Below are 15,420 nucleotides of genomic sequence, written 5' to 3' on the forward strand. Positions count from 1 at the left end.
TCGATTAAGTTGTGCGTTATCCCTACGTAACGAAAGGCATAAAAAAAGTGTTGAGATGTCATTCACACTTTTTTAACAGCAAGAAATAAAATGCATGCCTTAATAAATCAGGAGGATTATCGTGATACGTAATAATTTAGTAAAAGTGATGAGCTTATTAATATTGGGCTTAAGTTCCATTTCAAGCCAGGCTAGCGAAATAATTCGGGGGCCTTACATTCAACTCGGCACAGAATCAAGCATGATCATTCGTTGGAATACGGATACCCCCACCAATAGCCGGATAAAATATGGCACCCAATTAAATGAATTGGACCAAATACACGACAACTCGGCGTTAACCCACTCTCATGAAATTAGGTTAACTAATTTATCCCCATTAACCCGATATTATTATTCAGTGGGCAGTAGCACTGCCACCTTAGCAGGCAATGATGCGGACACGTTTTTTGAAACCTCACCGAAAACTGGCACAGCAACACCGACGCGAATATGGATCTTAGGTGATCCTGGAAGAGCGGGGGTCGATCCGACACTCGTCGGCCAAAAAATAGTACGAGATGGCTATTATCAATTCAGTAAAGGGGCATACACAGATTTTTGGTTGATGCTGGGTGATAATGCGTATAGCGACGGCACTATCGAAGAGTACCAGAATGCGGTATTTAACCAGTACCCCAAACTACTCAAGCAGTCGCCTTTTTGGCCTGTGATGGGAAATCATGACAATCGTACCGCCAAAGTAGAAACCGGCACTGGAGGCTATTACGATCTCTTCAGTATGCCCAAGAATGGCGAAGCTGGGGGAGTCCCATCGACTCAAGAAGCGTATTTCTCTTTTGATTATGGCAACATTCATGTCGTCGTCCTTAATTCCAGTGACGAAGAACATTACGAACTATCCGGCGCCATGGATGAATGGTTAAAAGACGACTTAGACACCAGTGACGCAGAGTGGCTGATTGCCGTTTTTCATCATCCGGTCTACGGCAAGAGCGGCCATGATTCCGACACCGAAACTAATATGATCAGGATGAGGCAGAATTTTGTGCCCATTCTAGAGGATTACGGAGTCGATTTGGTGATGACCGGCCACAATCACTTCTATACCCGTTCAACCTTGATCGACGGTCATTACGGCATGTCCGATACGTTCGAATCGGATAAGCATCATATCAATATGGGTGACGGACGCTTAGATGGTGACGGCGCTTATACCAAAACGGGTGCCACAGCCAATTCAGGGACTGTCTATATTACCCATGGTGCAGGTGAAGGCGCTGGTACAGGTTACGCCAGACGGGTCACCGATGAAGAGATTGCCTCAGGTAAGCGTCATCCAACCGACTTTATGTATGGCGGGAGAGGGTCTATGGTGTTGGAGATCAACGGTAAAAGCCTCACCATGAACGTGATTGGCCCTATGGGGGCTCTGGTTGATTACTTCAGCATCAATCACACCGGCGATGATGATCAACAAAACAAAAAGCCTAACGCGCATGCTAATGGCCCTTATGCGGCCGAGGTGGGTGAGGACATCATTTTTAACAGTACAGGTTCAAATGATCCAGACGGCAATATTGCCAGCTATAGCTGGTACTTTGGCGAAGGTGACTCCAGTAACTTACCCAATCCAAGTCACAGTTACACGACTGCTGGCGAGTATACGGCCACGCTGACGGTCACCGACAACAAGGGTGCTACAGACTCTATTCAAGTCGCGGTATCGATTGTCGGCGGCGAGGACTTTGTCCTCGAGAAAGGCGTTCAAAAATCGACTTCTGGTCAACAAAAAGAAGAGCTTCAGTTTATTTTCGAGGTCCCCGTAGACGCTATGTCTGTGACTGTCACTATCGCCAATGGCACTGGGGATGCGGATCTCTATGTGCGTTTTGGTGAGCAAGCTAGCGTAACTGACTATGATTGTCGCCCCTACAAAGGCGGTAACAATGAGCAGTGTAAATTTACGCCGGCGAAAACGGGCAGCTATTACGTCATGCTAAGAGGCTATAACGATTTTAGCGAGGTGCAATTGACGGCGGATTATCTACTTGATGGTAATGAATCTCCATCGGCCGACGCCAATGGCCCTTATCACGCCACAGTCGACAGTGACATTATCTTTAGCAGTGATGGTTCCTTTGACCCCGATGGCAGCCTAAGTGCTTATTCATGGGATTTTGGTGACGGCAATCGAAGTCAACAAGCCAACCCGGCTCATTCCTATGGCTCAGAAGGAGATTATACCGCCTCATTAACCGTGACTGATGCACAAGGAAAAACCAGTCAGGATTCTGCTAATGTAACAATATCCAATGTTGTCGACGCGTGTGCCAATGGCGATGTGGCGTTCAATGGCGGCAGAGTGTTTGCTGGCGCTGCTTACTGCTTACAAACCACGTCAAGCGATAAGCAAATTCAATTGGCTCACTTTGTCAACGACGAAGATGCTGGCAAGGTACTTGAAATAAGGCTGAAATACGGCTCCGGTAATGCGGATCTATTGCATCGTTTCGAGCAAAGGCCTAAAGAGAGCACTTGGGATCATCGCTCACAGGGAGACACCAATGAGGAGTTAATCTTAGTGCCATCAGTGTCGGAGGGCTGGCACTATATACATGTGAAGGCCAAAACTGAATTCTCAGGTGCGACGCTTTCACTTGGCTATCGGGAAGACTAGCGCTCAACACTGTGATGTCGCCCAAGGCAGTACTGGCGAGTATCAAGATATGAGGCATGGATTTCAAGGAGACAGCTAGTGTTCAGTCTCCTTGAAATCTCGTCGTTCAACACTTTCTAAAACCAGCTCAAGCCGATGCTGATGATAACCCCTGTGATGATCAGCTGCACTAGGCAGAAGCCCATGATGTCACGGGCTTTCAGACCTGCGATGGCCAATACCGGCAGGGCCCAGAATGGTTGAATAAGGTTAGTCCAGGCATCTCCCCAAGCCACAGCCATCGCGACTCTGGCGACATCAGCCCCCAAGGCTTCGGCTGCGGGTAACATAATCGGTGCCTGCACCGCCCATTGACCTCCGCCAGAGGGGACGAAGATATTGACGATCCCGGCGCTGATAAAGCTAAGGAAAGGCAAACTCTCAGCACTGGCGATGGAGACAAAACCCTCGGAGATACTCTGCGCCAAGCCAGATTGCATCATCACGGCCATGATCCCCGCATAGAATGGGAACTGGATAACGATACCGGCTCCCCCCTTGATGGCTTCGTTCAGGCTGTTGAGCAAGCTACGTGGGGTTTGGTGCAATATAATCGCCACAAATAGGAATAAAAAATTGACTAAATTGAGGTTTAAGCTACCTGTGTTAACCAAGAAGTAATAGGCCAAATACGCGAGCCCGGCACCGCCTATACTCCAGGCAAGCAAACGGCTGTTTTCTAATTTGTCGGCGGGACGATCTTGTGATTGCTTGTCGGCCACTCGCGCTTCGCTATCATCTAACTGATGCGGTTCGACATAGACGCTGTCTTTTTCTTCGGGCAGCATAAACCGGTTGACCAGGGGCATCACCAGCAACAAGATTGCCAGTATGGTTAAGTTAAATCCGGCGAAGATGGTCTCACTGGTGGCAATTATCCCGATCTCTGCTTCGGAAAAATGGCCAGGGGTGGCTATGGTTAGCGGAATGGAACCTGCGAGTCCCCCATGCCAGACCACGAAGCCTGAATAAGCGCTGGCGACGAGTAAGCGATAATCGACTCTTATTTTACGGGCCAAGGCTTTAGCAAATAACGCGCCGACCACGAGACCAAAGCCCCAGTTTATCCAGCTGGCAACGAGTGAGACGACTGTGATTAAAACGATAGCCTGGGGGGCAGACTTGGCGAATCCGGCCAGGCGATCGAGTAACTTTTTCACCGGAGGAGAGCTGGCTAGCATAAAACCAGTGACGAGAACCAACAGCATCTGCATCGAAAAACTCAACAATGACCAGAAGCCAGCGCCCCAGTAATTGATGACCTCGAGTGGGGTTTGTTGCTCGACTATCACAGCCGCTAACAATACCACTAAGGAGAGCAGTAATACGAAAATATACGGATCGGGTAAGTAACGGTCGACGAGTTTTACTAGTGGTTTAGCGGCTTTAGCTAGCATAGGTTTCCCTAGTGTGTTTTTTGCCAGACTAGCAGATTTCTACCGCAAGAGTACACCAGCAAGCCGCATATGAACGCGCCAACCTAGCCAAATATGCCTGATAAAAAAACCACCGAGATGGCGGTTTTTAGCTTATAGAGCCGGACGATAACCCGGCCTGACGTCTGTGATTATACTAATTAGAAGCCATAGCTGGCGGTGAACAATAGCGTGCCATCACTTTGCCATGGCCCATCCTTGATGATATTGATATCACTCAAGTTGGTATCTAGCCAAGCAAGGGATAATCCAACACCGGCTAGCTCTGTCGAGACGCCGATAGAGTAATCTAGGTAGTCTTCCCCCCAGTCCAGTTCGGACCCATCACCATAGTTATAGCCAAGGTGAGCATCTAGACTCCAATTTTCGGCAATCTCATAGGAGTAGTTAAGCTCCGAGTAGTGCTGTGACACATCAAAATTAGCGTAGTCGTTGGTGTACCATTGTGCGAGGTGAAAACCAGCAAAGTAGAGGCCGACATTCGCCTCTAAGAAACGAGAACTCTCATCTTGTCCTGGATAGGTGTAGTAACTCAGTGCGACATCGTACTCAAGCTCGTCACTTAGCGCCCCGAAATAGCCAACATAGAGGTCTATCTCTACATCTGAGTCATAGCTTTCTCTATCAACGTTACTGCCCCAGATACCGGCAAAGAATCCATTATCGGCACTGTAATTGAGCCCAGCCTGAACCGCGACCTCCCCCGCCGTTTGCGATATTCCGCGCAGACGATAGTCGTTGGTCACGCTGACCTCACCGGTGATTTCGGCTTGGACCAGAGGCGTGATGAGTGCACCAGCTAAGCTGAGGCCGAGAAGTTGCGCAATTCGTTTATTGGTTAATTTTTTATGCACGGGTGTTTCTCCGTTATATTTATTGATAAAATATTGCTATTCAAACAACTTTTATTCGCCATCAATCCAGGTTTACCTGACGTAGAGGAGCCGAGGTACGTTGCTGCGTTTCCCAATCTTCAGCCAGACCGATAGCGACACTCAGGGGCGACAACAAGGGCTTATCTCTAACGAGATCCGCGGCGCGTTCCGCCAACATAATGGTTGGGGCGTTGAGGTTGCCATTAGGCTCGGTAGGAAATACCGAAGAATCTATGACCCTCAGGCCGTCGATGCCATGCACCCTAAGCACTGAATCGACCACTGCCATCGCATCCTCACCCATCTTGCAACTACCACAGGGGTGATAGGTACTCTCAAGGTTTTCACGCACAAACGCATCGATTTCCTCATCGGTACGCACATCGGCACCGGGAGAAATCTCCCCATCGACGTAATCATCCATAGCCGGCTGGGCAATGATCTCTCGAGTTAAACGCACACACTTACGAAACCCTTCTCGATCGTCTTCATGCTGAAGGTAATTGAACTGGATCGACGGGTGGGTTTCTGGATCCGTAGAAACCGCACGCACCCAACCACGGCTTTTGGGCTTGTTGGGCCCGGTCAGGATCATAAAACCGTGTCCTTTCACCGGTGAATGCCCGTCGTAACGTACAGCAGCAGGCAAGAAGTGATACTGGATATCAGGCCACTTGAGTCCAGCTTTAGAACGAATAAAGCCACATGACTCAAAATGGTTAGTCGCGCCTAATCCGTCTTTAAACAACAACCAGCGCGCCCCAATCAGCCCCTTACTGACCAGATCCATCTTACTATTTAAGGTGATCGGCTGTTTGCAGTGGAATTGAATATACACCTCGGCATGATCCTGTAGGTTTTCGCCTACACCGGCCAGCGGATGCAAGACCTCAATGCCCGCCTTCTCTAGCACCTCGACCGGGCCTATGCCCGATAGCTGCAAGAGGTGAGGCGAGCCAATCGGTCCAGCCGACAACAACACCTCTTTATTACAATGCACAGTCCGGGTCTTACCTCCACGAGAGAAAACCACACCGATAGCACGCTTCCCCTCAAGAATGACTCTTCGTGTCATCGCCTTGGTGACAACTTCAAGATTAGGACGCTGCATCGCCGGACGCAGATAAGCATTCGCCGTTGACCAGCGCACCCCATCTTTCACTGTCATATGCATAGGACCAAAACCTTCCTGCATATAGCCATTACAATCCTTGGTCCTCATGTAACCCGCCTGCTCACCGGCATCGACGAAGGCGCCATACAAGGGATTGGCCATCTGATTACCATTATTGGTCGCCAGAGGGCCTGAATCACCACGGTAATCATCACCGCCATATTGATAGGTTTCGGCTTTTTTAAAATAGGGCAGGCAATGCTTATAGCCCCAGTTGTTCGCACCTAGACCTTGCCATTCATCGAAATCACATGCATGACCTCGAATATAGACCAGACCGTTGATGGATGAAGAACCACCCAATACCTTGCCTCGAGGACAATGTATTCGTCTGCCATCTAGACCCGGCTCCGGGTCGGTCTCATATCTCCAATTGTACTTCTTGGTATTCATGGGGATCGAGAAGGCCGAAGGCATCTGGATAATCACACTTCGATCGCTGCCGCCGCATTCGAGTAACAGCACAGAGACCTCGGGGTCTTCGGTTAGTCGGTTCGCTAGCACGCAGCCAGCAGACCCTGCCCCGACGATGATGTAGTCGTAGGTTTGATTCATTATTTTATTCCTTGGTGCGACTTTGAGCTTGAGCAGTCATGCCCGCAGCCTTGCGGTCATACATATCGCTATCAGCTGTGGGGTAATCGCCCCATCCCATCTTGGCGGCGAACATGCGTGTCAGCGTGAAATGGACCAATCCAGCCAGTAGACACGAAGGCAGCGATGCCGAGATGAACTGGAAGATGGATATATTGTCGAGAGTCTGCGGGTTAAACAGCACGACGTAGATGATAAAACCAACCAGCAAGGCGATGAGTGCGATGGGATTAAATCCCTTCCAGAAACGCAGTGCTGGGTCATCTTCCGGCGCAAACACGTTACGCAAATTGACTCGCTGACGTCGTAATACGAAGAAGTCGGCGATACAGATCCCGGCCAGCGAGCTATTCAATGCAGATGTCCAGACTAGGAAGATGAAGAAACCGTCGTAAATCCCCGGCGCGACAAATACGATAACGGCAGGCACGATGCAGAACAATATCACCAAGACTTCCCACCTCATCTGCCGCAGCTGCTTACCAACAACCTGTCGCAGACCGACGATGGAGGTATAGAGGATATTGATCATGCTAGTGACGTTGGCAAATGAAACGAATAACAAGGCCACCACACCAAACACTAGGCCGCCTATATGTGGCATCCACACGGTAGGGTCGCTGTCGCCATAGGTGGCAGCAGCCAGTAATCCAACCACCTCGCCCAAGACTGCCGCGCCAAATACGCCGATGACATTAGGCCAAAACGCGGTGCGTTGGTTTTTACTCAGACGTGCCAGGTTACCTATGTATGGCCACCAAGAAAATCCCGCCGCCATATTAATTTCTATGGCGATCATAAAGTTAACTCGTTTGTCATCGAAAGGGGCATCAAGTGCAGGCAGGACCATCAACTCGGCGAAGCTATAGTTGTCGAAGATCAGGTACAACATGGCACACATGACCAACAAGAGCGCAGGTGCAACTATGGTATTGAAGATCTTTATCGAGGTTGGGCCCCGCGCAACCACCCAGGCGGTCAACAAGATGGACGCAAACGCCGCCACATAGACCAACAGCTCCTGGGGATCAGGTTTCTGCTCGGTGATCAGTACCATGACGCCACTGATGGAGCGACCGAACATCAAGCCAAGTACGGCCAACCAGCCCATGGTGAGTCCCACCACGGCTAACAGGTAAACCAGACGACTGCCGTTCTTGCCAAACATGCTACGCAGGAAGGTGAACTGCTCGATCCCGTACTTACCACAAGCCACACAGGTCGATAATGCCATGATGACCACACCGAGAATGTTACCTATGACGATGGCGGCGATCCCCTCTTTGGGCCCGACGAACAAGGCCGTCGCACCACCGATAAGAAATGCCCAGGTCGCAATCGCGAGTGCCGAGTTGGCGTAGGTAAACTCCCAAAAGCCCCATATACGTTCTTTAGGCAACAAAGGAATATCGCCGCGTTCCGCCTCGAGTTTAGTATTATCTAGGTTATTTGAAGACATATTCAGAACCCCCATAGATAAAATGTGACAACCAGACCCAGAGTGAGCAAGGTAATGATGGTGTAGTCAATCGCCTGCAGCGCACCCGGCCAATCAGGGTCCTGATCCATTTTTTCGTAGATTCGTATTCGTTGTTCCAGATCTGCAGTTGGTTGCGTAAGATGTTGATCGGTCATGAAACTCTCCTCGATTGATGTTTGTCATCACGTTATTGTTTTACATTAGGTAGGTATCATCAGATACGTACCGTGATATCAGGTCTAGGCATCTTTCCAGCACGCGTTCGATGCCATGTTTGGATCAGCTTAGGGTGATCCAAACCGCCTTGGTTTCTAAAAAATACTCAAGCTGTTCGGAGCCGAGATCTTTACCTATGCCAGATTGCTTATAACCACCAAATGGCATGGCAGGGTCGATAGTGCTATGGGCATTAACATAAACCGATCCGACTTTGAGCTTGGGGATCAGCTTATGCACCCGGTTCAAATCATTGGAATAGATCGCCGCCGCTAGGCCGTAGATTGAATCATTAGCCAGTGCTATTGCCTCTTCGTCGGTATCGAAAGGGGCGGTAGTCAACACTGGACCGAAAATTTCCTCCTGAACGATGCGCATATCGTTACGGCAGTTACCGAACACGGTAGGCTCGACAAAATAACCCGGGCCGTCGGGAGCACCGCCGCCAAACACCAGTTTCGCCCCTTCAGCCTTGCCGATTTCTATGTAGTTAAGCACTGATTGCTGCTGTTTTTTCGATACCATAGGGCTGATAAAACAGTCGGGGTTGAGGCCAGAAGCCATCTTCAAACCTCGAGTATAGGTCTCAAGTTCAGTCAAGAATTCGTCGTAAATAGTGCTATGAATATAGGCACGGGAACCGGCATCACAGACCTGACCAGAGTTGAAGAAGATACCTTGGGCCACCGCGGCAGCCGCCTTAGGAATATCGACATCATCGAAAACCAACACCGGCGACTTGCCACCGAGCTCCAGGGTCACATGTTTCATATCGGCCAATGCGGCGCGCCCGACCTTCAAGCCTACGGGTGTGGAACCGGTAAAGGTGATCTTATCTATATCCGGATGACCCGAAATCGCGACACCGACCACATTGCCACAGCCGGTCACGATATTGACCACGCCATCGGGGATCCCCGCCTGCTGCACGAGTTCGGCAAAACGCAGACTCGACAATGATGTCAGCTCAGACGGTTTCACCACTACGGTGCAGCCTACGGCCAACGCGGCGCCGAGTTTCCAGGCCATTGTCTGTAGGGGAAAGTTCCACGGGATGATAGAGCCAACCACGCCGACGGCTTCCTTGCGGGTATAGGCCAGATACTCACCTGGGAGTGAAGGTTCACAGGTGCGGCCACCGATCTTCGATGCCCATCCGGCAAAGTAGCGGAAGGTATCTATGGTGCCCTGAATATCAACATCGAGTGCATCGCTGACGGATTTCCCCATGTCGATCGATTCGATCTGAGCCAGTTCTTGCTTATTTTCTTCGATAAGATCGGCCAACTTATTCAGTAAGCCTTCTCGCTCGAGTGGCTTGAGTCGACTCCATGTGCCGTTATCAAATTGTTCACGCGCCGCGGCGACAGCACGATTCACATCTTCTGCGCTGCCTTCGGGAATACGGGTCAGCAAGGCACCGGTAGAAGGTTCCAGCACTTCAGCGTATTTACCGCTGCTGCTCTCCAGCCACTGGCCACCGATAAACATTTTTTGCGGCTTCTGCAGAAACTTCCATGTTGCGGGTAAAATATTAAATTGCTCTAAATAGCCAGCAACCGCTGCATCCATATTATTGTGACCCATTGAATATCTCTCCTGTGGCTTGTTCACTGTTTCGTTATTGTTTATTTTGTAAACGGACTGTTAATATAGCGGTTGAACTTGTTTGATAAATAGCTAAGTACCAACCTATACTTTGGTATGATCATATGTATTGCGGAGTTCTTTTTATTCATAAGTGGTTAGATCCCCCTCAAAACGCTTAACAGCAGCACCTGAGGACATAATGAGCCAGCACAACAAGGTGAAAACATGACAGCACGCCACCACAGCCTCCCTAATTTGACTGACTTTGACCTGCGTCTGCTGAGGGTCTTCGTTGCGGTCGCCCATAACAAAGGCTTTGCCGCGTCACAGGATGAACTGGGGATCACTCAATCGACCATCAGCATCCAGATCCGTCAGCTCGAAGAGCGCTTAAAGGTGCGTCTATGTGACAGGGGAAGGAAGGGATTTAACCTGACAGAAGAGGGCCTGATGGTACTCGAGGCCGCTCACAGTTTGTTTCGCGCAGTCGATAGTTTCCGCGGCATAATGGGTAATGCGCGTGGATTTCTGGTGGGTGAAGTACACTTTGGCACCGTCGATGCGATTGCCTGTAATGCACAATTAGGCCTGGAGCAGGCGATGCGGGAATTTTCTAAGCTCGCTCCAGAAGTGGTGATACACATAGATATCTCCTCGCCTCAGGAGCTGAGGCAAGGCCTGATAGAAGAACGCTATCATGCGGTGTTATCACCGATATTGAGCCCCCACAACTCGGTGCAGTTCGTGCCCGCTTTCATCGAGCAACAGGGGCTTTTTTGCGGCAATAAGCACACCCTATTCCATCAGGCTGAAACACAGATCACCATGGAGTCACTCCAGGACTGTGCCTATGTCGGACGGTCCTATATGCGAGACTGGATCCCGCCCTGTGGGATCAATTTTAGGCATAGTGCCATCGCCTCTCACATGGAAAGCATCGCCCTGTTGATCCTTTCCGGTGAGCTGGTCGGTTACCTGCCAAAAATTTTTGCCGCACCTTGGATAGAAGCCGGTAGGATGCGGCTATTGTTAGATGAACAGCTGTCTTACGATGAGTCCTTCTCTCTGGGTTATCGGGTGCAAGAGAGCAATCGAGCGGCGTTAGCCTTTATCGAATGCCTCAAGAAACAGCTTTGTCATTAGCTCATAATACCCTTCCAGATACTTACTCGGAATGGTATAAACTGCCACACCTTATAAAATCTGATCGACCCTGAACTCCGCCTTCGGGGTGTCTGTGAGCAGGTCCAACAAGATAGTTAACCCCTGTTTTAGCTGGTCGATGGACTCGGCCGAGGCCACACTGATCCTCACCGCGTTCGGCGTGGCTTGATGCCCGATCACGAAGGGTTCGGCCGCAGTGATCGCGAGGTTTCTAGCCTTGGCTGCTGTGATAAAGGCGTCGGCGCGCCACGTCTCTGGCAATGACAGCCACAGCATGGGCCCCTCTGGGTGAGCCTTAATATTCATTCCTTCGAGTATCTTTGCCGCCAACACTTGCCGCTCTCTCAACTTGTGCCTCTGAATATGCAAGAGCCGCTCTGCTACCCCCTGCTCTATCCAACGGCTCGCCACTTCCACCGTCATGGGGCTGGCCATCCAGCTACTCGCCCGCACCCGAGCCACAATCTGTGACACCGCATGTTTAGGAGGAACCAGATAACCGACCCGCAGCCCCGACGCCACCGCCTTGGTAAAACTGGTGAGATAATAACTGTTGTCGGGTAAATAACTGGAGATAGGTGCCAGTGGCTTATCGAGCAGCTGACCGAATACATCGTCCTCCACCAAGGGTAATTGGTAGCGCTCGGCTATCGCGGCGATGGCCCTACGTCGCGAATCGCTCATGGTGGCTGTCGTGGGATTATGCAGACTTGGTGTGACACACAGGGCATCGATCTGCTTCTGCTGGCAACACAACTCCAGTGCCTCGGGGATCATGCCTTCGTCATCGATGGCAATCCCTTCTAATTTGAAACCGAGTGTTCTCGACAACGAGATCAGGCCATGATCCGCTAACGCCTCACAGGCAACTGTGCCCCCGGGTTTAACCAGGCTACTCAAGGCAACCAGCAGACCATGGGTCACACCGTTGCAGATACAGATCTGCTCCAGCGGTACCTCGATACCACACCGAGCCAACCAGTGCCGGGCTGCATCCCTGTGGGAGGCTAAGCCGGCAAAAGGTTTAATGGTGTTGATCCTCTCGAGTCCATCCGAGCTGGTGGCAATCTCAATGAGGGTCTTGGAAAACGCCTCCTGCTGCTCGACACCGGCAATGGCACGAGCGATGGAAAGGTCGATCAGTGGCGTCGCCTCATTCACCTCATGGTTGAGAAAATTGGTCTCGTTTTCCACCTTGTAGTGGCTCACGTAAGTGCCACTGCCCACCTTGCCATATACATAACCCAGCTTCTCCGCATGGGCGTAGCCAAAACTGATGGTTTGAACACTAAATTTCAATGCCTCGGCCAAGGATCTGTGGGTGGGAAGCTTATCACCGGCCTGAAGCTCACCGGCATCCACCGCGGCAGAAATGGCCAGGGCGATGCGTCGGTAACGGGGACCCGTCTGATGCTGTAAGTGCTGTTTGATCTTATTTAATATAATTGTCATGATTTAATATTTATATTGACATGATTATTTCAGTGAGTAATCTAATTGTAATGATAAAGATGCGGTAATGTACTGACACTAGGTGGGCTTTATTCATCTAGGCATCCTTTAACAGGCAATATATCACTCAATACAATTAAATTGTACTGATTAAATTCAAATAAATGCCTCCTGGTGTGATCAGCAAAAGATCCAGAGGCTCATAAAAATAAGGGCTATCTCCATGAGCAACAACTCCTATGAAAACGGACGCCTGAACCTGCCATTTGTGGGTTTCTGTACCTTCGCTAAAAGCCGAATCCATGAAGACTGGGATACTATCGATGCCGACGTGGCCTTCATGGGAGCACCCTTCGACTGCGGCACCCAATGGCGTTCCGGCGCTCGCATGGGGCCCCGCTCAATCCGCGAAGCCTCGACCTTGTTCTCCTTCGGTCATGGCGGTGCCTACGACCACGAAGATGATGTGATGTACCTAGATGGGGTCGACATTACCGATATCGGCGACGCCGACATGGTGCACACCAATTCTGAGAAGTGCCACGAAAATATCGAATATGGGGTGCGTAAAATTCTAGAATCTGGCGCACTGCCGGTCATCGTCGGTGGCGATCACTCAGTCAACGCGCCCTGTATACGCGCCTTCCATGACCAAGGGCCGCTGCATATTATCCAGATCGATGCCCATCTGGATTTTGTTGATGAACGTCACGGGGTCCGCTTCGGCCACGGTAATCCGCTCCGTCGTGCTTCCGAGCAAACCCATATTACCGGGATGACCCAACTGGGCATTCGCAATGTGTCATCGTCCAACCGTACCGATCACAAAGCCGCCGAAGATGCAGGCTCTACAGTGCTGTCGGTACGTGATGTACGCCGCTTAGGACCTGAAGGCGTGTTGGCATTGATCCCCGAAGGCGTCAATTTTTACATCACCATAGATATCGATGGCTTCGACCCTTCCATCGCCCCTGGAACCGGAACCCCCAGTCATGGCGGCTTCACCTACTACGAGGTCATGGAAATCCTACAAGGCGTGGCCAACAAGGGTGAAGTCGTTGGCATAGATTTATGCGAAGTAGCCCCGGATTACGATCTTTCTGGCACCACTAGCATTCTGGCCGCCCAAGTATTGTTGAACCTGATAGGTTACGTGTTCCATGCACGCGAAAAACGTAAGGCAGCGTTGACCAATAACGCCTAGGCTCGAGCCATACGTGCTAGTACTTGATATACCGTTAAACGAATAATTCCACTTGACCTGCGTCACCAGTGTGACATGGACGTCACAAATCTGGGCTGCAATGGATCTGCTTGCAAGGAATCACGGACAAAACTCAGCCAAAGGACAGCTATTATCCCACTTTAACTAAAACACTTAGGGTAAAATGACGAATATGTCCTATCTTTAAATTCTAGCTTCATCAAAATATCAGCATTTAACCGACTCATTTTCACTCGACCACAACAGACTCACAATAGTGAACCTTAATCATTAATCCTTAATGTTAACCCTCTCAAGGTTATAAGTGTTCATGGCTCCAGTTCAAGATTGTTATGCATTCATTTACTGTAACAAGGCCCTTGATACGGCCCTTGGTAAGCAAGGGTAAATAGGAGAAGTCTTATGGAAAAACTTAGAAAAGGTCCATTGACCATAGAATTAGGCGGCAAGAAGTATCCAGAATGGGTTAAAAATGCAGAAGGCTACTGGGACTTCCACCGTGCTTTTAGCCACGACAGATACAGCGACTCGCTCCAGAGTCAACTGAGGCAAGACGAGTGCGTCCTCTGTGAAGCTGGGATTTATCGATTAAGGATAATCCACTAAACCCTTGTTACATAAAGGCGGTGTCTTAGCTTGGAATGAAGCTTGATTACATTGTCTGGTGTAGCTTCTGGCGATATGGGTAGTTAGGGAGTGTGTTCATCATTTTTAGCTTCATGGTTACTTATAGCCTGCGAATGAAGCCTGCTCACATTGTTTACCTCATTAGGCTATTTTGATATTTGGCAGGGTGTTTGAAGGTCGACCCTTTATTGTAACCTAACGCCTAGCCGGCGAGGCATGTGCACTCTTTACTTCGAGAAAGTTCTACGAGACGGTGAATATGGCGTAGCCATGTGCTTATGAACGAGAGGCAAGGTGAATATGGTAAAGCCATGAGCCTATGAACGAGAAGCATGGATGCTGAACTGGCCTTTTTATAGGGACATAATTGGCCGAACTGGCCCTTGATAGGATATCATTCAAGCACTTCCCTGTGGGCTCTGCCAAAATATCTGACCGCCACGGGTCTGTGATATTCCCGACATCACTATGGATCATGGTGGAAATGCCGAAAATGTAGGGAACATTTTCGGCCATGTCATCGAAGCTCGCAGCCGCATCTACACTTGTTCTTACAAGCAAAGAGTAAACAGTGGGTCTCTTGGATTTAACTTTGCTAATTATCGAGAGTGGGTCTAGGGTTCGTCATTCTCGTAATATGAAATAGCAATTCAACACTCGTCTTTCCCGCAATGCTTGTGGGCGGGAATCCAGCCTTTTTACTAGCCTTGGAATGAAGGCTGGTTACATTTTTGGGTTAGTTTCTGGCTGAGTTTATATTGGGAAGTGTGTTTATAATTTTTGCTTCATGGTTATCTATCGCCTGCAGCGAGCTTATGTGTAGATACTTCTGCGAGACGCTGCAAGTCCATCCATGGAAGCTCTGCGG

11 protein-coding genes are annotated in these 15,420 nt (G+C 49.9%); 4 read left to right on the forward strand and 7 right to left on the reverse strand.

Translation table 11 applies throughout. The features are described from left to right. The first annotated feature begins 121 nt into the window (after positions 1-121). Positions 122-2,680, forward strand: coding sequence for a PKD domain-containing protein (locus tag HRU42_RS11300; RefSeq protein WP_295031190.1), 2,559 nt, complete (start codon positions 122-124; stop codon positions 2,678-2,680). 116 nt (positions 2,681-2,796) lie between these two features. Here the strand turns inward: HRU42_RS11300 and HRU42_RS11305 are convergent, their stop codons facing one another. From HRU42_RS11305 to HRU42_RS11330, 6 genes are all read right to left on the reverse strand, one after another. Then, positions 2,797-4,116, reverse strand: coding sequence for a short-chain fatty acid transporter (locus HRU42_RS11305; protein WP_295031193.1), 1,320 nt, complete (start codon positions 4,114-4,116; stop codon positions 2,797-2,799). A 179-nt stretch (positions 4,117-4,295) separates the two neighbouring features. After that, the gene (locus tag HRU42_RS11310) at positions 4,296-5,009 is read right to left on the reverse strand and encodes a TorF family putative porin (RefSeq protein ID WP_295031195.1); all 714 of its coding nucleotides are present in this window, start codon (positions 5,007-5,009) and stop codon (positions 4,296-4,298) included. Positions 5,010-5,070: 61 nt separating this feature from the next. Beyond that, on the reverse strand, positions 5,071-6,759 hold the full coding sequence (betA, locus tag HRU42_RS11315) for a choline dehydrogenase (protein WP_295031197.1): 1,689 nt from the start codon (positions 6,757-6,759) through the stop codon (positions 5,071-5,073). A 4-nt stretch (positions 6,760-6,763) separates the two neighbouring features. Continuing rightward, positions 6,764-8,257 carry a cytosine permease gene (locus HRU42_RS11320; RefSeq protein WP_295031199.1) on the reverse strand — a complete coding sequence of 498 codons (1,494 nt, stop codon included), beginning with the start codon at positions 8,255-8,257 and terminating at the stop codon, positions 6,764-6,766. A gap of 2 nt (positions 8,258-8,259) precedes the next feature. Continuing rightward, positions 8,260-8,433, reverse strand: a complete 174-nt coding sequence (locus tag HRU42_RS11325; RefSeq protein ID WP_295031201.1) for a hypothetical protein — start codon at positions 8,431-8,433, stop codon at positions 8,260-8,262. A gap of 124 nt (positions 8,434-8,557) precedes the next feature. Beyond that, a complete protein-coding gene (locus tag HRU42_RS11330) occupies positions 8,558-10,081 on the reverse strand; it encodes an aldehyde dehydrogenase family protein (protein WP_295031203.1) in 1,524 nt (507 codons plus the stop codon). Between the two features lie 228 nt (positions 10,082-10,309). Between HRU42_RS11330 and HRU42_RS11335 the strand changes: the two genes are divergently transcribed. After that, positions 10,310-11,227 carry a LysR family transcriptional regulator gene (locus HRU42_RS11335; RefSeq protein ID WP_295031205.1) on the forward strand — a complete coding sequence of 306 codons (918 nt, stop codon included), beginning with the start codon at positions 10,310-10,312 and terminating at the stop codon, positions 11,225-11,227. 51 nt (positions 11,228-11,278) lie between these two features. Here the strand turns inward: HRU42_RS11335 and HRU42_RS11340 are convergent, their stop codons facing one another. Next, positions 11,279-12,700, reverse strand: a complete 1,422-nt coding sequence (locus HRU42_RS11340) for a PLP-dependent aminotransferase family protein (RefSeq protein WP_295031207.1) — start codon at positions 12,698-12,700, stop codon at positions 11,279-11,281. Between the two features lie 223 nt (positions 12,701-12,923). On the opposite strand from HRU42_RS11340, the gene speB reads away from it, so the two are divergent. Both speB and HRU42_RS11350 read left to right on the forward strand, forming a co-directional pair. Then, entirely contained in the window at positions 12,924-13,904 is a 981-nt protein-coding gene (gene speB, locus HRU42_RS11345; RefSeq protein ID WP_295031209.1) for an agmatinase, read from the forward strand. Between the two features lie 423 nt (positions 13,905-14,327). Beyond that, the gene (locus HRU42_RS11350) at positions 14,328-14,531 is read left to right on the forward strand and encodes a hypothetical protein (RefSeq protein ID WP_295031211.1); all 204 of its coding nucleotides are present in this window, start codon (positions 14,328-14,330) and stop codon (positions 14,529-14,531) included. Positions 14,532-15,420 lie beyond the last annotated feature (889 nt).

Source organism: Shewanella sp. (assembly GCF_013214165.1).
Lineage (GTDB): Bacteria > Pseudomonadota > Gammaproteobacteria > Enterobacterales > Shewanellaceae > Shewanella.

Excerpts from the sequence above, each read along its gene's own strand:
- speB (WP_295031209.1), top strand. The coding sequence starts at position 12,924 with ATGAGCAACAACTCCTATGAAAACGGACGCCTGAACCTGCCATTTGTG.
- HRU42_RS11350 (WP_295031211.1), top strand. The coding sequence starts at position 14,328 with ATGGAAAAACTTAGAAAAGGTCCATTGACCATAGAATTAGGCGGCAAG.
- HRU42_RS11305 (WP_295031193.1), bottom strand. The coding sequence starts at position 4,116 with ATGCTAGCTAAAGCCGCTAAACCACTAGTAAAACTCGTCGACCGTTAC.
- HRU42_RS11330 (WP_295031203.1), bottom strand. The coding sequence starts at position 10,081 with ATGGGTCACAATAATATGGATGCAGCGGTTGCTGGCTATTTAGAGCAA.
- betA (WP_295031197.1), bottom strand. The coding sequence starts at position 6,759 with ATGAATCAAACCTACGACTACATCATCGTCGGGGCAGGGTCTGCTGGC.
- HRU42_RS11325 (WP_295031201.1), bottom strand. The coding sequence starts at position 8,433 with ATGACCGATCAACATCTTACGCAACCAACTGCAGATCTGGAACAACGA.
- HRU42_RS11320 (WP_295031199.1), bottom strand. The coding sequence starts at position 8,257 with ATGTCTTCAAATAACCTAGATAATACTAAACTCGAGGCGGAACGCGGC.
- HRU42_RS11335 (WP_295031205.1), top strand. The coding sequence starts at position 10,310 with ATGACAGCACGCCACCACAGCCTCCCTAATTTGACTGACTTTGACCTG.
- HRU42_RS11340 (WP_295031207.1), bottom strand. The coding sequence starts at position 12,700 with ATGACAATTATATTAAATAAGATCAAACAGCACTTACAGCATCAGACG.